The 17,400-nt window shown below is 63.5% G+C and carries 19 protein-coding genes; 7 read left to right on the top strand and 12 right to left on the bottom strand.

What is annotated here, in order from left to right:
• Position 1: 1 nt before the first annotated feature.
• Both I7X09_RS09525 and I7X09_RS09530 read right to left on the bottom strand, forming a co-directional pair.
• A complete protein-coding gene (locus I7X09_RS09525) occupies positions 2-586 on the bottom strand; it encodes a hypothetical protein (RefSeq protein WP_003940111.1) in 585 nt (194 codons plus the stop codon).
• Between the two features lie 45 nt (positions 587-631).
• Positions 632-1,009, bottom strand: coding sequence for an MmcQ/YjbR family DNA-binding protein (locus I7X09_RS09530; protein ID WP_020908916.1), 378 nt, complete (start codon positions 1,007-1,009; stop codon positions 632-634).
• Positions 1,010-1,108: 99 nt separating this feature from the next.
• Here I7X09_RS09530 and I7X09_RS09535 point away from each other — a divergent pair, with 99 nt between their 5' ends.
• Positions 1,109-1,555, top strand: coding sequence for a hypothetical protein (locus tag I7X09_RS09535; protein WP_124567676.1), 447 nt, complete (start codon positions 1,109-1,111; stop codon positions 1,553-1,555).
• A gap of 99 nt (positions 1,556-1,654) precedes the next feature.
• On the top strand, positions 1,655-2,248 hold the full coding sequence (locus I7X09_RS09540; RefSeq protein ID WP_200316523.1) for a DUF937 domain-containing protein: 594 nt from the start codon (positions 1,655-1,657) through the stop codon (positions 2,246-2,248).
• An 82-nt stretch (positions 2,249-2,330) separates the two neighbouring features.
• Here I7X09_RS09540 and I7X09_RS09545 read toward each other — a convergent pair whose 3' ends face one another.
• A complete protein-coding gene (locus I7X09_RS09545; protein WP_200316525.1) occupies positions 2,331-3,548 on the bottom strand; it encodes an MFS transporter in 1,218 nt (405 codons plus the stop codon).
• 114 nt (positions 3,549-3,662) lie between these two features.
• Here I7X09_RS09545 and I7X09_RS09550 point away from each other — a divergent pair, with 114 nt between their 5' ends.
• The 5 genes from I7X09_RS09550 to phoU all read left to right on the top strand — a co-directional run bounded on the left by I7X09_RS09550 (position 3,663) and on the right by phoU (position 9,835).
• Entirely contained in the window at positions 3,663-4,541 is an 879-nt protein-coding gene (locus I7X09_RS09550; protein WP_200316527.1) for a LysR family transcriptional regulator, read from the top strand.
• 128 nt (positions 4,542-4,669) lie between these two features.
• Positions 4,670-5,629, top strand: coding sequence for an acyl-ACP desaturase (locus I7X09_RS09555; RefSeq protein WP_003940492.1), 960 nt, complete (start codon positions 4,670-4,672; stop codon positions 5,627-5,629).
• 81 nt (positions 5,630-5,710) lie between these two features.
• Positions 5,711-6,853, top strand: coding sequence for a tRNA dihydrouridine synthase DusB (gene dusB, locus I7X09_RS09560; RefSeq protein ID WP_095968686.1), 1,143 nt, complete (start codon positions 5,711-5,713; stop codon positions 6,851-6,853).
• 621 nt (positions 6,854-7,474) lie between these two features.
• A complete protein-coding gene (locus I7X09_RS09565) occupies positions 7,475-9,067 on the top strand; it encodes an LCP family protein (RefSeq protein ID WP_095968876.1) in 1,593 nt (530 codons plus the stop codon).
• Positions 9,068-9,139: 72 nt separating this feature from the next.
• A complete protein-coding gene (gene phoU, locus I7X09_RS09570) occupies positions 9,140-9,835 on the top strand; it encodes a phosphate signaling complex protein PhoU (RefSeq protein WP_003940130.1) in 696 nt (231 codons plus the stop codon).
• Positions 9,836-9,893: 58 nt separating this feature from the next.
• Here the strand turns inward: phoU and I7X09_RS09575 are convergent, their stop codons facing one another.
• The 9 genes from I7X09_RS09575 to pstA all read right to left on the bottom strand — a co-directional run bounded on the left by I7X09_RS09575 (position 9,894) and on the right by pstA (position 17,397).
• The gene (locus tag I7X09_RS09575; RefSeq protein ID WP_200316529.1) at positions 9,894-10,640 is read right to left on the bottom strand and encodes an SDR family oxidoreductase; all 747 of its coding nucleotides are present in this window, start codon (positions 10,638-10,640) and stop codon (positions 9,894-9,896) included.
• Positions 10,641-10,730: 90 nt separating this feature from the next.
• The gene (locus I7X09_RS09580) at positions 10,731-11,468 is read right to left on the bottom strand and encodes an urease accessory protein UreD (protein ID WP_234036867.1); all 738 of its coding nucleotides are present in this window, start codon (positions 11,466-11,468) and stop codon (positions 10,731-10,733) included.
• Positions 11,468-12,211, bottom strand: a complete 744-nt coding sequence (ureG, locus tag I7X09_RS09585) for an urease accessory protein UreG (protein WP_095968683.1) — start codon at positions 12,209-12,211, stop codon at positions 11,468-11,470. Before ureG ends, I7X09_RS09580 begins: the two co-directional genes overlap by 1 nt.
• Complete coding sequence (locus I7X09_RS09590) at positions 12,204-12,893, bottom strand: urease accessory protein UreF (RefSeq protein WP_200316531.1); 690 nt, start codon at positions 12,891-12,893, stop codon at positions 12,204-12,206. Before I7X09_RS09590 ends, ureG begins: the two co-directional genes overlap by 8 nt.
• A gap of 4 nt (positions 12,894-12,897) precedes the next feature.
• Entirely contained in the window at positions 12,898-14,607 is a 1,710-nt protein-coding gene (locus tag I7X09_RS09595; RefSeq protein WP_030535249.1) for an urease subunit alpha, read from the bottom strand.
• Positions 14,604-15,074 carry an urease subunit beta gene (gene ureB / locus I7X09_RS29660; protein ID WP_095968681.1) on the bottom strand — a complete coding sequence of 157 codons (471 nt, stop codon included), beginning with the start codon at positions 15,072-15,074 and terminating at the stop codon, positions 14,604-14,606. Before ureB ends, I7X09_RS09595 begins: the two co-directional genes overlap by 4 nt.
• Positions 15,071-15,373, bottom strand: coding sequence for an urease subunit gamma (ureA, locus tag I7X09_RS09605; RefSeq protein ID WP_003939800.1), 303 nt, complete (start codon positions 15,371-15,373; stop codon positions 15,071-15,073). Before ureA ends, ureB begins: the two co-directional genes overlap by 4 nt.
• A gap of 280 nt (positions 15,374-15,653) precedes the next feature.
• Positions 15,654-16,430: a phosphate ABC transporter ATP-binding protein PstB gene (gene pstB, locus I7X09_RS09610; protein WP_003939968.1), complete on the bottom strand. Its 777-nt coding sequence runs from the start codon at positions 16,428-16,430 to the stop codon at positions 15,654-15,656.
• Positions 16,431-16,488: 58 nt separating this feature from the next.
• On the bottom strand, positions 16,489-17,397 hold the full coding sequence (gene pstA / locus I7X09_RS09615) for a phosphate ABC transporter permease PstA (protein ID WP_003940100.1): 909 nt from the start codon (positions 17,395-17,397) through the stop codon (positions 16,489-16,491).
• Positions 17,398-17,400: the final 3 nt, after the last annotated feature.

Consider the following 17,400-nt stretch of genomic DNA (forward strand, 5'->3'; position numbering starts at 1 on the left):
CTCAGATTTCGGGAGCCGGTGCCTCGCCCTTGCTCTGCGGCTCGTGCTGCTTGAGTTCACCGCGCATCTTGTCGAGATCCTTGCCACGCTTTTTGTACATGTAGCCGAGCGCCACAAGTCCCAGGAACAACGCAACGCCGAGGACGGCACCGACAACCGAGGCTCCGCGGAAGCCTGGGCCGTCGACGTCGAGGATCCGCTCGCCCGCATGCGCCGCGTTGTTGTTGCCGAGGACGACTGTCAGAGAGAGCAGGTTCGGCAGCGCGAAGATCACTCCCAACGCGAGGGCGGTGATCTGCATGATCCGCGCGTGCTTACGCTTGCGCACCTGCCAGACCGCGCGGAAGAAGATCAGCGGGACCAGCGTGCACACGAGACCGAACAGAAGTCCCCACGCGATACCGGCGCTGAAACTGCCGTTTGCGAGCGACGCAATACGCTGCGCCCACCAACGCGGAAGGAAGGCGGCGAGGATGAAGTACGCAATGACCAGGACCACCGCCATCACTGCGATCCCGATGGCCTTCTTCGCCCACGGCGGCATGCCCGGTTTTGCGGTGGCCGGTGAAGTTTCCGGTGTCGTCATGACAAATCCTCGTCTAGTCGGCGTCTGTACTGACGAATCTATCCGTTACGGGCGTTCCTCATCCGCATCGAGAACGATCCGGGCAAGCCGCTTCGGTGCAACGAGGGTGAACGAGGTGTAGATCCACTCCTCCAGTTGCGACCATTTCTCCTCGGAAACGTCGGTGCCGATGTCGAGTGCAACCCACCCGTGACGACCGAGACCATAGCCGGCAGCACTTGCGCCTGGTTCGGTGGCCACCACCGCTTCGGCTTCCTCCTTGCTCAACTTGACGGTCAAGGAGGTGGCTTCGAGATTGCAGAACACGAAGTTCTTGCCCCGGACCCGGAAGGTCGGGTGTCCGTCCCACGCTTCGATGTCGACGCGCTCCGCCTCCGGCAGGGACAACGAGATCTCTTCGAGTCGACGCATGTTGTCGGGCATGGAGACGATTCTGCACGCTCGATACCGAGCTTGACACCCGCGACACAGCTAGGCTCGGCGACGACCGCGTCACCGAACTCCGAACACAGGGAGACTGGCATGCGCACGTTAGTTCATCTGGTTCTGCTCATTTGTGGAATCGCCGTTGCCGTCGGCTCGTTCATGTACGTACTGGCCGGGGTCAAACCCAACAATGTTCGCCTCGAGGACCTGAGGGACGGCTTTCCGGCCGGGTGGGCAATCGAGCAACTCGGCGATCAGTCCGTGACCTTCTACCGGTCGATGGCGATACTTCTGCTCGCTTCAGCCGTATTGATTCTGATCGCCGCATTGTTCGGTTCTCGTATTGCGGCGTGGATCGGAATCATCGTGGGATTGGGAACTCTGGGCACGTTCTACTACCGAGTGAACGACCAATTCGACAATGTCATCAGGGAAAACTACTCCACGATCCTGACAAATCAGACAGGATTCATCTTGACGGCCGGCGGACTGATTCTCGCACTCCTAGCGTGCCTGGTCCCCCGCGAGAAGACCCGAGCCTGACCGCTCGGCAACCGGAGGGTTACCGTCGACGCCGACATTCACTAGTGTCTGCAACAGCCGGGTACTGACGAGTAGTACCCCAGAAGAGGTAGGGCATCAATGGCATCGCTTGACGACCTTCTATCCCAGATCCCCATCGACCAGATCGCGCAGCACCTCGGCGTGGACCAGGCAACTGCCGAATCGGCGGTCAAGACTGCACTTCCGACCCTCGTCGGCGGTCTCGGCGCCAACGCGCAGGATCCCGCAGGCGCAGCCTCGCTGGAAAGCGCGTTGCAGTCGCACGCCGACACCAGCCTTCTCGACGACGGCGTCGACATCAGCAAAGTCGACACCGCGGACGGTCAGAAGATCGTCTCGAACATCTTCGGCGGCAACACCGATCAGGTCGCCAGCGCACTCGGCGGTGTCGGTGGCGGCGGTGGAAACGATCTGGTGAAGCAGTTGCTGCCGATCCTCGCTCCCATCGTCCTGGCTTACCTCGCCAAGCAGTTCACCGGTGGCGGAGCCGGCGCGCAGACCCAGGCCTCCGGCGGCGGCGGACTCGGGGATCTCCTCGGCGGAATTCTCGGCGGTGGCGGTAATTCCGGCGGCGGCATCGGCGGCGCACTCGGCGGCATCCTGGGTGGATCCGGCGGCGGCGGTGGCCTCGGCGACCTTCTCGGTGGCCTCCTCGGCGGCGGCAAGAAGTAGGACGCTGAACAGATTCGCACTGCGGCGATCCCGTTCGGGGTCGCCGCAGTGCCCTGTCAGCCAACCCTGTCGGTCAACCCTGTCAGTCAACCGTCGCAGATCGAAACATCCTGAGCGACAATGCGAACGCAACCAACAGCAGCGCGCCGACAAAGGCACTGACCCCACCCCAACCGCCGCCCGCGTACGCGACGCCCGCGAGGGCACCCGCCACGGACGAACCCGCGTAGTAGGCAAACAGATACAACGCCGACGCCTCGGCCCGGTGATCGGTCGCGATCAGGCCCACCCAACCGCTGGCCACAGAATGTGCCGCGAAGAATCCTCCGGTGAAGAGCAGCATCCCTACGAGTGTCAGGGCCAGGTTGTCCGGAACGGTCAGTGCCAGCCCGATCACTACGACGACCACCGAGCCGAGCAGAACACTGCGCCTGCCCAGCCGGTCCGAGGCCCCGCCGGCTACCGCCGAGGTGAAAGTGCCGGCGAGGTAGAAGAGGAACACCAGACCCACAAGCGCTTCGGGAAGACCGAAAGGTGCTGCTGTGAGCCTAAACCCGAGGAAGTTGTAGATCGAGACGAATCCGCCCATCAGGATGAACCCCAAGGCGAAAAGCGTGCGCAGCGACGGGTTCGCAAGGTGGTGACGTAGATTCGACGCGATCGCAGGCACCGATACCGGTTGTGGGTGAAAGAACTTCGACGCGGGAATCTTCCGGATCATGTTGAGCGCGAACAACGCTGACAGCACGGCCGCAGTCGACAGTGCCCAGCGCCACGTACTGAAATCGACCACCGCCGAGGGAACGAGCCGCCCGATCAGCCCACCGATCGTCGTGCCGGCAACGTACCTTCCCATCGCCGCACCGAGGTCCTTCCGATCGACCTCCTCGGCCAGATAGGCCATCGCCACCGCCGGGACCCCGGCCAGAGCCAAGCCTTGCGCCGCGCGTCCGATCAGCAGAACCTCGATCGTCGGACTGAGCGGCAGGAGCAAACCGATCACACAGGACGCCGACGCCGACGCGATCATCACCTGTGTGCGACCGAACCGCTCGGAGAGCGCGCTGGCCGGAATGATCGCCAGCGCCAACATGCCCGTCGTCGCCGAGACGGAAAGTGCAGACACAGCAGGCGAGACGTCGAAGCCTTCGGCAAACGCGGGCAGCAGTGCCTGAGCGGCGTACATCGAGATGAACGTCGACAGCCCGGCCGCGAACAACGCAACGGTCACCGTGCGGTATCCGGTAGATCCCCGCCGAAGCGGCGCCAGATCGGATTCGATCACCTTCTCGACAGTCACCACGTACCTCCAGACATCACTTACCTCCGGTAAGAATCCTCTCGCTGAGCTTCGACAAAAGAAAATGCATAGTTGTGGAGTTCTTTATGTCTTGAGCACATATAGATTGACGTCGTGATGTTGACCGAAGACCTCGAATGGTTTGTCGTGCTCGCCGAAACCCAACAGGTCACCGCCACTGCCGACCTGACCCACCTGTCGCAGCCGACCCTCTCGCGCAAACTCGCACGCCTCGAAGGACAGATCGGCGTGAGGCTCTTCGACCGTCAAGGACGCCGACTCGAACTGAACCGGTACGGCGAGATCCTCTACGAGCACGCTCGGACCGCGCTTGACGCACTCGACGCGGCGCAGACCGAAATCCGGTCGCTGGCGAGCCCCGAGAGCGGCACCGTCCGACTCGACTTCCTCCACTCGTTCGGCACCTGGCTGGTACCGCACATGCTGCGGGGATACCGCGTCGAGCATCCCGGAGTGCGATTCGAACTGCATCAGGACAGCGCGCAGTTCCTGGTCGACCGGATTGCCGCGGGTGCGTCCGACCTGGCCGTCGTCTCGCCGCAGCCGCGCGATCCGCAGGTCGCGTGGATGCAGATCGCTCAGCAGTCACTGGCGTTGGCTGTTCCAGCTGATCATCGCTTCGCGCAGTTGCGTTCGGTCGAGCTCGCGGACGCGTCCGCCGAACCGTTCATCGGTATGCATCCGAACTTCGGGATGCGAAGAATTCTCGATGAACTGTGCGCGGCCGCAGGATTCACTCCGAATTTCGTCTTCGAGAGCAGCGAGCTGGCAACGGTCGGCGGACTGGTCTCCGCATCCTTCGGTGTATCGGTCATGCCGGTACAGGATCCACCGATCTGGGCCGAAGGAGTCGTCTACGTACCGATCGAAGGCGCCCAGCGGAAAATAGGACTGATCTGGTCGAAGAGCCGCGAACTGTCCGATCCCGCCCGGACGTTCCGCGACTACGTCGAAAGAACGACTTGGTCGTGAAAGTGCCCCCGGATAACTACGGATCGGTAACATCGCCCGAGGGGAGCAATATTCATGCCATTCTTTTCAAACCTACGGTGCCGTAGGCTGGGGCGAAGTCGCGCATTCACTCAACATGGAGGCAAGAAATGACGAGGATTCTGACGCAGCTGGAGCTGCTACAAGAGCTGCAGCCGGTTGCCGAGGAGAACGTCAACCGCCACATCTCCATGGCCAAGGAATGGCATCCACACGATTACGTCCCGTGGGACGAGGGCCGTAACTTCGCAGCCATGGGCGGCGAGGACTGGAGCCTCGAGCAGTCACAACTCGGCGAGGTCGCCCGCGCCGCGATGATCACCAACCTGCTCACCGAGGACAACCTGCCGTCGTACCACCGTGAGATCGCCGAAAACTTTTCGCAGGACGGCGCCTGGGGTACGTGGGTCGGCCGGTGGACCGCCGAGGAGAACCGTCACGGCATCGTGATGCGTGACTACCTCGTCGTCACTCGCGCAGTCGACCCCGTCGAGCTCGAGCGTTTCCGCATGGAACACATGACGAACGGTTACAGCGCACCCATCGACGAGGGCGACGCCGGCCTGCTGCACTCGGTCGCCTACGTGACCTTCCAGGAACTCGCGACGCGCGTCAGCCACCGCAATACCGGTAAGGCCTGTGACGAGCCGATCGCCGACAAGATGCTTCAGCGCATCGCGGCCGACGAGAACCTGCACATGATCTTCTACCGCAACATCTGCGCCGCCGCGCTCGATCTTGCGCCCGATCAGGCTCTCAAAGCTGTGGCGAACATCGTCCAGAACTTCCAGATGCCCGGCGCCGGCATGCCGAACTTCCGCCGCAACGGCGCTCTCATGGCCAAGCACGGTATCTACGACCTTCGCCAGCACCTCGACGAGGTCGTCTGGCCGGTCCTGCGCAAGTGGAACATCTTCGAGCGCAATGATTTCAGTGCCGAAGGCGAGAACACGCGCGAAGAGTTGGCAGCTTTCCTCGAGACCCTCGCCGCGAACGCGACGAAGTTCGAAGAACAGCGCGATCGCATGCTCGCACGCGAGGCCGCCAAGCGCGAACAGCAGGCTTCTTAGTTTCACCGGCTATTCTGTGCCCGGTACCGGATTCGGTACCGGGCACTTCCAATTGTCACAAGTATTTGTTCAGAGGTAGTCATGTCATCCCTTCGCATCGGTTCACTCGAGCTGCACAGCCCCGTGGTCCTCGCACCCATGGCGGGCGTCACCAACGTCGCCTTCCGCACGCTGTGCCGTGAACTCGAACTCGAACGTGCAGGCAGCACGTCCGGGCTCTACGTCTGCGAGATGGTCACCGCACGTGCGCTCGTCGAACGCCAACCGGCCACGATGCACATGACCACGTTCGGCCCGACCGAAACACCCAGGTCCCTGCAGCTGTACACCGTCGACCCGGATACGACCTACGCCGCGGCCAAGATGATCGTCGACGAGAACATGGCAGATCACATCGACATGAACTTCGGCTGCCCCGTCCCGAAGGTGACCCGCAAGGGCGGTGGCTCGGCGCTGCCGTACAAGCGTCGACTGTTCGGACAGATCGTCGCAGCCGCAGTGCGCGCAACCGAGGGCACCGACATTCCGGTCACCGTCAAGATGCGTGTCGGTATCGACCCCGAACATCACACGCACCTCGACGCCGGACGGATCGCCGCAGCCGAAGGCGCTGCCGCCGTCGCACTCCACGCACGTACCGCGTCGCAGCGCTACTCCGGCACCGCTGACTGGAACGAGATCACGCGCCTCAAGGAACACGTCACCGACGTTCCGATCCTCGGCAACGGCGACATCTTCGACGCCTCGGATGCTGCACGGATGATGAACGAGACCGGCTGCGACGGCGTCGTCGTCGGACGTGGCTGCCTCGGACGGCCATGGCTGTTCGCGGAACTCAGTGCAGCTCTCAACGGACAACAGATCGCCACGCCGCCGACGCTCGGCGAAGTCACCAAGATCATCGCCCGTCACGCCCAGCTGCTCGCTGCACACCACGGCGAGATGAAGGGCTTGCGCGAACTTCGCAAGCACGTCTCCTGGTACATGCGTGGGTTCCCGGTCGGATCGGATCTGCGGGTCTCGATGGCGTTGGTCAGCACGTTGTCCGAACTGGACGACCTGCTCGGACAGCTCGATCACAACGTCCCGTTCCCCAAGGACGCCGAAGGCCCGCGGGGTCGCCAAGGCTCGCCCGGTCAGGTAGCACTACCGGAGGGTTGGCTCGACGATCCCGAGGACGACCTTGTGCCGGTGGGAGCTGACATGATGCACTCCGGCGGCTAGCGAGAACACGCCGTCGGATTACTCTCATCACTTTCTGAGTGAAGCACTCAGGATTCACCAGTAATATGGCTCCAGCTTCGTCGACAACGGGTTGACGCCGGCACTTGAATGACGAGTTACTGACAGTCGACGACGGGACAGGTTGCATCGGTGGGTGATGATCACGATTCGGGCCCACCTCCGCCCGAGAGCCGCGCCCCCTGGGAACGTCCGCTCGCAGACAAGCGCTTCCGTAACGCCCGCCCGGACCAACCGGCCGCTCCCCAGCGCCCGGCAACACCCCAGCGCCCTTCAACACCCCGCCCGTCAACACCCCAGCGACCAGCGCCGCAACCACCCAGTCCCCCCGAGCGTCGTAACAGTGGACGTACCGGGCGACGGGATTCGCCTCCGACCGACGACTCCGTGTCGGTCGCCGAGTTGGTCCGTCGGGTAGGCGACAAAAAACCACCACCCGCCCCGGCTGCGCCGCCCAAGCCGGCGCCGACCAAATCCGTACCACCCGAGACCCAATCTTCAGCAGCGTCGGCGCCGCCCCCTGCTCGACCGATTCCCGCGCGTCCGACCGTCCCGCCTGCCGCGGCGGACTGGATCACCGAAGAACATCCCGTCACCTCCGCAGTGCCGCGTGTAGTCGGTGACACCGGCGCCACGCGCCTGGCGCAAAGCAAGATTCGCCGCCGCCATCGCGCAAAAGTGATCGGCCGATCGGCAGTAGCGTTCCTGGCCGTCATGTCTCTCGCATTGACCGGCGTCGTCTGGGGTTATCTGCGGTCGGTCGAAGGCGGATTCGATCAGATTGCGGCACTCGACACCGAGTCCGACGACATCATCGACGCCGGCGGCCAGCTCGGCGACGAGACCTACCTGATCATCGGCACCGATACCCGAGCCGGTGCGAGCGGTGAGATCGGCGCCGGAACCGTCGAAGACGCCGAAGGCGCCCGAGCCGACACGGTCATGCTGGTGAACATTCCTGCTGACAGAAGCCGCGTCGTCGCCGTCTCCTTCCCGCGTGACCTCGACGTCGAACGTCCGATCTGCCAAGGCTGGGACAACGACGCCGGCAAGTACACCAGCGAAACCTTCCCGGCCGCCAGCGGCGACAAGCTCAATGCGACGTACGCACTCGGTGGCCCCAAGTGTCTGGTCAAGGTCATCCAGAAGATGTCCGGCCTGAAAATCGGGCACTTCGTCGGAATGGACTTCGCCGGTTTCGAGCGCATGGTCGACACCGTCGGTGGCGTGAACGTCTGCTCCCCCGGACCGATCGAAGACGGCATCCTCGGAACCGTCCTCGCGTCCGGCGGGACGCAGATGCTCGACGGCCGCACTGCCCTCAACTATGTGCGTGCGCGCCACGTCGAAGCCGAGGGCAACGGCGACTACGGACGCATCACCCGTCAGCAGAAATTCCTGTCGGCACTGCTCCGCTCGGCCCTGTCCAACCAGGTCCTCCTGAATCCGGGCAAGCTCAACGGATTCATCAACGCCTTCACCAGCGACACGTTCGTCGAGAACATCGACACGAAGTCGCTGGTCACCCTCGGCCGTTCGCTGCAGAACGTCGACGCGGGCGCGGTCACGTTCTTGACGGTCCCCACGGACGGCACCAACGACTGGGGCAACGAGATTCCTCGCACCGACGAGATCAAGTCGCTCTTCCAGGCGATCATCGACGACGATCCGCTTCCGGGTGAAGAGCGCGAGGACACCACACCGTCGTCGACCAGTTCCACGACGACGGCTCCTACGTCCAGCACGCCGCCCGCCGCCACTTCCGTCGAAGCGATGAGCGCGTACAACATCTCGGTCGACGTCTCCAACGCGTCGGGAATTGCCGGGCAGGCCGCGACGATCGCCGACAGCCTCGCTGCTTACGGATTCCAGATCTCCACGGTCGGTAACTTCAGCGCGGCCACCGGCCTGGCGAATGCTCAAGCGTCGACCACCGTCGTGCGCTACGCCGCAGGTTACGAGGCTGAAGCCGTCACTGTCGCGTCGTCGATTCCCGGCGCGGTTCTCGTGCTCGCGCCGAGTATGGGAGACATGATCGAGGTCGTCGTCGGAAGCAATTTCTCCGGCACCGTCGTCGCCCCCGCGGACCCGGGGACCATCCTGGCGGCAAATCCGACGTCGGTCGACACCAGCACCTCGACGGCACTGCCCGCCGACATCGCGAGCGTCAATGCCGGCGACACCACCTGCGACTGACACACGTTCATTCACCTTGCGTTCACCTGGTGCTTGTGACTTGGTCTTTCACGGCACGTAGGCTCTGACCTCATGCGCGTGGCTTACAACGAACAGATGACCGAGCTTGCAGACACGCTCGGCGAGATGGCAGGACTGGCAGGTGCCGCTATGGAGCGCGCCACCCAGTCCCTGCTCCAGGCAGACCTGTCCCTGGCAGAACAAGTAATCGGCGAACACGACAAGATCACCGAACTCAGCACCATTTGCGAGGAGCGCGCGTTTGCGTTGCTCGCCTTGCAGGCTCCCGTTGCCGGAGATCTGCGCTCGGTGGTCAGCGGAATCCAGATCGTCGCCGACATCGACCGCATGGGTGCGCTCGCCCTGCACGTCGCCAAGATCGCGCGCCGCCGACATCCCAACCACGTGCTTCCCGAAGAGGTCAACGGCTACTTCGCGGAGATGGGACGCATCGCTGTCTCCATCGGTGCGGCCGCCAAGGTCGTACTCGAGACCCGCGACCCCGAGCGCGCTGCCCGCCTGCGCGAAGAAGACGAAGCGATGGACGACCTCCATCGCCACCTGTTCACCGTCCTCATGGACCGTGAGTGGAAGCACGGCGTTGCCGCCGCAGTCGACGTCACGCTGCTCGGCCGCTTCTACGAGCGGTTCGCCGACCACGCCGTCGAGGTCGGCCGACGCGTCATCTTCCTGGTGACCGGCAAGCTGCCCGAAGAGCCGGAAACCACCGAGAAGGTCGACAACCTCACCTCGTACCCGGATCTCTGAACCCAACCGTCCACGTGAGTAAAAGGCGGCCGCGCACTTGCGCGGCCGCCTTACCTATTCAGTTCTCGTGCAACCAGGTCTTCAACGTGGGTCCTGCAGTTGTCGATCCAGGCCCGGGCAGCAGCGCCCCACCCTTCATCGCCTTACCCGCTCCCGGCATCGAGATCGGGATCAGCCACGTGCGTCGGCCACGGTATTGCAAGATCTCGCGCGTCATCGCCGGGATCTCGAGGACCTCCGGGCCGGCGAGATCTGGAGCCCTCCCGCTCGGACCGTTCTGAGCGCACGCCACCAGAGCCTCGGCGACGGTCTTCGCCGCCACCGGTTGGGACCGCATCCGGGGAACCATCGCGACCGGCCCCAATCCGAACAGCGCGATGGTTTTCTCGCCGAACTCGAACCACTGGGTGGATCGCAGAATTGTGAACGGAATGCCCGACGCTTCCACCGCGCGTTCCTGCGCGGCCTTTCCCTGGTAGTACCCGAAGGACTTCAACTGCGGATCGTCGCAGTTCACGATCGAGAGCAGCACGTGATGCTTCACGCCTGCCTTGGTTTCGGCCGCGGCGATGTTCCTCGCTGCCGTCTCGAAGAACTCGATCGCCTTCTTGGCGCTGTTGGTGACGTGATCACTCACGTCGATGACAACGTCGGCACCGACAAATGCTTCGTCCAACCCCGCACCCGTGGAGATGTCGACTCCCGTCGATCGAGCGGCGGCGACGACGTCATGGCTCGCTGCCTTCGCCTGCTCTACAACCAGCTTTCCCATCTGGCCGGTTCCGCCCAGAACAACAATTCGCATGATGCCTCCGTCAAACCTGTGCGCCCGGCTCTCTTCGGCCTGGTCACATAGTGGACGACGCAGCCGCCCGAAGTGTGACGCTCTGGGAGATCAGTCGGTGTACCTCTCCGACACCTGCGCCCGCCACTGCGACCAGATCGGATCCAATGCTGCGCTCGCCTCATGTGCGTGATCGGCCACGGCCCGCGCGAGCATCCCCGACCCCGCCAGCGGCGTCACGTGTCCCTCGACGTCGTCGGAAATCTTCATCCCCAACAGCATGGTCGTGCCCAGCACACGACGACCACCCAAAATTCCCGGCAACGAACGGTCCGGAACGCTACGTAGGTCGAGAGTTTCCACGAGCAGCGCTTTCCCGTCGACGGTGATGCGCTGATCCGAGCGAAGCGCACCGCCGGTTTCGCCGGTCCGCCCGAACACGATCATCTCGTCGAGCAGCGCCACCGCATCGGATTCCAGTGAAATATCCACGCGCCTGGTCACATCCGCGCCCCCGGCGACGACAAACGGTGCCGCTCGCCAGATCAGCGCCGCACCGGCGCCGACGCTCGCCGAGGCCGACCACGCCGCCCGGCCGCCGCGTGCGTTGTACGCGACGGTCCCTGACGGCTCGATCACCTCGAGACACGTACCCGGCGCGACCACGAACTCGATACGCAGGTCGTCACCGGCCAGCAGCGTTGCACTGTGCCCTACCAAGGCAATTCGCACGGTGAGCCCGCGAGCGTCGACGAATCGCGGGGCCAGGAAGTCGCCCGAGATCAGCTCTCGCGCAACAGCGGTGTCACCCACTCTCTCGACGACGACCCGCGTAGCTCCAGTGCGCATCAGTGAGCGTGAGAGTGGCTGTGCCCGTGACCGTGTCCGTGGTCTTCTTCATCGGCATGGAAGTGCGGTGCCATCGGTCCCGGATCCTGCGGAGTGTGACTACCTGCGCGATGAGACGCGATGACCTGGCGAAGCCAGGCACTGAGCTGGTCGATCGTGGCGTGATCCTTCTGGCTGAGCGCGAGAACGGGAAGTCCGTCTCGCGCGGCCGTGGCATCGGCAACCATCTGGACTGCGTCGACGTCGACGTACGGGGCCAGGTCGATCTTGTTGACCACCAACAGATCTGCCCGCTCGATTCCCGGACCACCCTTACGTGCGACGTCTCCGCCGCCCGCGACGTCGATGCAGAAGATCTGGGCGTCGACCAGTGCCGGGCTGAACGTGGCGGTCAGGTTGTCACCGCCGCTTTCCACGATCACCATGTCGAGGGGATGGAACTGACGCTCGAGGTCTTCGACCGCAATGAGGTTCGGTGTCACGTCGTCACGGATCGCCGTGTGCGGGCACGCTCCGGTCTCGACTGCGACGATGCGCTCGATCGGAAGAACGTTGGCCGCGCGCAACAATCGCGCGTCCTCGTCGGTGTAGATGTCGTTGGTGACCACCGCGATCTCGTACTCCGACGCGAGTTCGCGGCAGATGGTGGCGATGAGAGTGCTTTTGCCGGTGCCGACGGGGCCGGCAACGCCCAGCCTCAAACCTCTTGCAGCAGTGGTGGTGTTGTTCAGGTTGTCAAGCACGGAAAATCCTCCTGGATCGAGCGTGGTGTTCGAGTGACCATTGTTCGACCAACGGTCCTGTTGTTGCGGGTATATCTGTGACGCCTTCGACTGCCACGGCAGCCTTGGCGACGCTTTCGATGGTCGAGGCTGCTCGGAACAGCCATTCGACCGGTTCTGCCGGATCCACCGGCAGTAGCTTCAATGCCGCCGACGCCACCGTTTGAGCGTCGTCGTACAAACAGGATCTGGCTGCCTGTAGGTCGTCCATCCCGGAGATCGCCGTGAAGACGCCCAACGCGAGCGGCCGCATCGGATGCCCGGGCAGCGCCATGAGCATCTGCACCGCGGGGTGCTGCGGCCACAATCGCGACGCCAGTCTTGCCAGCCCACGTCCGAGCTGAATCGACGCCTCACGCAGCGGTGCGCTGGGAGTCCGAGCGAGCAGTTCCCTCGAGATGTCCTCGAGTTCGCCTGCACTACCCTCACTTACGGCCCAGCGTCGCGTGATTACCGTTGCAGCGGCCTCGACCAGTCCCACTGTTTCGAGTCGACCGCGAATGAAGTCAGGGACCTGGCTCTGCAGGAGTCCGCCCGCCAGTGCCGGTTCCAACCCCGACGAGTGCGCGTGACCGCCGGTAGGCAGACGCCCGTCCGCCAAGAGCATCGACGCTATGTCGGCAGACGTCATCTCGATCGACATGGTTTCAGAACAGCATGTAGCGCTGAGCCATCGGCACTACGTCAACGGGGTTGGGCGCGATCAGGTCGCCGTTGACCTTGATGGCAAACGTCTCCGGATCGACGTCGATGGACGGCAGTGCCGTGTTGTTCGGCATATCCGCCTTGGTGAGGTGCCTCGTCGGACGAACACCGGTGAGGGTGCGCGTGAGACCGAGACGATCGGCCAGACCGTCCTCGATGGCCATCGGAGAGACGAACGTCGTGGACAGGTGCGGCGCCGATCCCGGAGTTGCCGCGATGGCCGGACGTACGAACACCGGCTGCGGGGTCGGGATTGCAGCGTTCGGATCACCCAGCGGCGCAGCAACTATCGCCCCGCCCTTGATCACGGCAGAAGGACGGACACCGAAGAACGCGGGATCCCACAGCACCAGGTCCGCCATCTTCCCCGCCTCGACCGATCCGATCTCGTGATCGATGCCGTGCGCCACCGCAGGGCAGATCGTGTACTTGGCGACGTAGCGCCGCGCACGCTCGTTGTCGGCCGGCATGCTGGTCCCCAGCTTGCCGTACTGGGCCTTCATGACGTGGGCAACCTGCCACGTCCGCAGGGTCACCTCACCGATACGGCCCATTGCCTGGGCGTCGGAGGAGGTGATGGAGATGGCTCCGATGTCGTGCAGAAAGTCCTCCGCCGCAATCGTTGTCGGCCGGATCCGGGATTCGGCAAAGGCAAGATCCTCCGGAACCCGGGGATTGAGCGCATGACACACGATGAGCATGTCGAGGTGCTCGGCCACCGTGTTGACGGTATGCGGCAACGTCGGATTGGTCGATGCCGGAAGAACGTTCGGCTCACCTGCCGTCACGATGATGTCCGGAGCGTGCCCGCCGCCGGCACCTTCCGCATGGAACACGTGGATCCCGCGTCCGGCGATCGCATCCAAAGTGTGCTGTACGTACCCGGTTTCGTTGAGGCTGTCGGCATGCAGCGCCACCTGGAGGCCGAACTCGTCGGCTGCGCGTAGAGCTGCGTCGATCGCGGCCGGAGTGGAACCCCAGTCCTCGTGAACCTTGAATCCACCTGCGCCGGCGAGAGCTTCCTGACGCATGGCCTCATGGCTGACGGTGCTGCCCTTGCCGAGGAGAAGAACGTTGAGCGGGATGTGGTCGAGGGCCCGGTGCATCATCGTCAGGGACCAGGCGCCGGGCGTGACGGTGGTTGCCTTGCTTCCCTCCGTGGGGCCCGTTCCGCCGCCCGCCACTGTCGTCGTACCGGTCGCGAGCGCTTCCATCATCTCGATTTCACTGAGGAAGTGCACGTGAGTGTCGATCGCACCCGCGGTGAGGATCTTTCCCTCGCCGGCGATCACGTCGGTGCTCGGCCCGATGAGCAACTTGGGGTGCACGCCATCCATGATGTCGGGGTTACCGGACTTGCCGATCGCGACGATGCGTCCGTCGCGAATTCCGACGTCTGCCCGGACAATTCCCCAGTGATCGAGAATCACCGTATTGGTGATGACGACGTCGAGAGCACCCTGGTCGCGAGTGGTCAGGCCCTGGCCCATCGACTCGCGGATGCTCTTGCCGCCACCGAAGACCATCTCGTCGCCGGTCGCGGTGTAGTCGTGCTCGATCTCGATCCACAGATCTGTGTCGGCCAAACGGATCTGGTCGCCTGCAGTCGGGCCGTACAGGGAGGCGTAACCGCGTCGATCGATCCTGCTCATTCGGCTGTCCTCTCAACTGTCGTCGCGGCGTCTTCCGGTGAATCCGCCTCGACCGGAACATCACTCACGCGAACGTTCACCGAGGACGCACGCAAGGGTTCCTCGACCTCGACGCCAGGTGTGCCGAACGGCATGACGGTCTTGGGCTCACGTGCGTGAGTCGGCAGGTCTTCGTCCGGCACGATCTGCAGGCCCGGAACCCTTTTGAGTCCGCCGAGCGCGATCAGTGTCACCGTTCGGCTGACCCCCGGTTCGAACCGAACCGACGTTCCCGAGGGGATGTCGAGCCGGAAACCGTCTGCCGCTTCACGATCGAAGGTCAGCGCCGGGTTGGCCGCGGGAAGATGAAGATGCGAACCGATCTGAATGGGGCGATCGCCGTCGTTGACGACGACCATCGTGATCTTTTCCGCGTCAGTGCCGAACTCGAGCGGTTCGGTGGACACACGTACCTCGCCGGGAATCATCGAATGGGCTCCGTCACGGTGACCAGCTTGCGACCGTCCGGGAAAGTGGCCTCCACCTGGACGTTTGCAATCATCTCGGGTACCCCTTCCATCACGTCGTCGCGGGTGAGCACTTGCCGACCGGCGTTCATCAGTTCCGCAACCGTCATTCCGTCACGCGCGCGCTCGAGAATCCAACACGAGATCAGGGCCATCGCTTCGGGGTAGTTCAGCAGTACCCCGCGCTCGCGGCGGTCGCGGGCGACCATGCCCGCAACGCTCAGGAGCAGCTTTTCGGTATCTGAAGGGGTGAGGTGCACTGACAAGCCCTTCCGGTTGTGAAACGACATCGATCGACTGCGTGCTGTCGGGCCGAGATTAGCATTGTCCGAAGCGTCGTCAGTATCCACGAGATTCACATCGTCGGCTACTTCAGCGCCCACTCGGCGCACTTGCGCTGCTCATCGAATTATTCGGGCGCCCAACGACGCTCAGCTCTGCGCACCGGAGTGGGAACTATCACCACAACCAAAAAGTTTCACCCCCGTCTCCTGTTGGAAACGGGGGTGAAACATGATCGTGCAGGGTTTGTCCCAGGACCTATCCGAAGCGGCCGGAGATGTAGTCCTCGGTGGCCTTCTGCGTCGGGTTCGAGAAGATCTTCTCGGTGTCGTCGATCTCGACGAGCTGACCGGGCTTACCGGTTGCCTCGAGGTTGAAGAATGCAGTCTGGTCACTCACACGCGCAGCCTGCTGCATGTTGTGCGTGACGATGACGATCGTGAAGTCCTTCTTCAACTCGGTGATCAGGTCTTCGATCGCGAGAGTCGAGATCGGGTCGAGCGCGGAGCACGGCTCGTCCATGAGCAAAACGTCGGGCGAGACCGCGATGGCACGCGCGATGCACAGACGCTGCTGCTGACCGCCTGAGAGGCCGCCACCGGGCTTGTCGAGGCGATCCTTGACCTCGTTCCACAGGTTGGCGCCACGCAACGAACGCTCGGCCACCTCGTCGAGCTTCTTCTTGCTGCGCTCACCCTGCAGCTTCAAGCCTGCGACGACGTTGTCCTTGATGGACATGGTCGGGAAGGGGTTGGGCCGCTGGAAGACCATGCCGATCGTCTTGCGAACACCGACGGGATCGACGTTCGAACCGTAGATGTCCTCACCGTCGAGCAAGACCGAACCCTCGACGCGCGCACCGGGAATCACTTCGTGCATGCGGTTGAGTGAACGAAGAACGGTGGACTTGCCGCAACCGGACGGGCCGATGAAGGCGGTGACGCTCCGGGGCGGGACGGACAGGCCCACATCGGCGACGGCGTGGAACTTGCCGTAGTAGATGTTGACGTCCTTGAGATCCAGACGCTTGGCCATTACCGGCTCCCTACTGAGTTGTTGACGCTGTTGAGTACGAACATGTTCCGAGGCCGCATCACTTGCTTCTCACCTGCGAGAAGTGACCGATCAGCTTCGCGACGATGTTGAGGATCGCGATCAGCAGGATCAAGGTCAGTGCTGCGCCCCAGATGCGGTTGGTGCCGGCGTCGGTGGGGTTGTTCATCTCGGCGACCATGACGGAAGGCAGAGTGCCCATCTCGCCGTTGAACAGGTCGAAGTTGATGAACGGTGCGTAGCCGACGAGGATCAGCAGCGGCGCGGTCTCACCGAGCACGCGGGCCAGGGCCAGCATGACGCCGGTGATGATGCCGGGAAGTGCCGTCGGCAGAACGATTTTCGAGATGGTCTTCCACTTCGGCACACCGAGCGCGTACGACGCCTCTCGCAAGTCCATCGGGACGATGCGCAGCATTTCCTCGGTGGAGCGAATGACTACCGGGACCATCAGGAGGACCAGAGCCAGAGATACAGCGAACGCGGACTTGGGGAAGCCGAAGGTCGCGATCCACAGTGCGTAGATGAACAGCGCGGCCACGATCGACGGAACACCGCTGAGGATGTCCACCATGAACGTGGTGAGCTTGCCCAGCTTCGACTTCCGGTCGGCGTACTCCACCAGGTAGATCGCGACGAAGATGCCGAGCGGGATGGAGAAGACCGCACACACGATGCCTTGCAGCAAGGTGCCGATCAATGCGTGATAGATACCGCCGCCGTCGGCCGATGCCGTCAATCCGCTCAGCGAATTGGTGAACCACGTCGGCGACGTCAGAGCGGGCAGGCCCTTGGCGATGACCGTGAAGAGCACCCAGACCAACGGGATGAGCGCGATGACGACTGCCAGGCTCACCAGGATGGTCGCGATGACGTCCTTGGCACGACGACGGGCGCCGACGCCTTGGAAAGTGGGGGCCTTGACCGGCCGGTCCAGAGTGGAGGTCATGGG

It is taken from the genome of Rhodococcus sp. P-2, from assembly GCF_016598535.1.
GTDB classification, from domain to species: Bacteria; Actinomycetota; Actinomycetes; order Mycobacteriales; family Mycobacteriaceae; genus Rhodococcus_F; species Rhodococcus_F baikonurensis.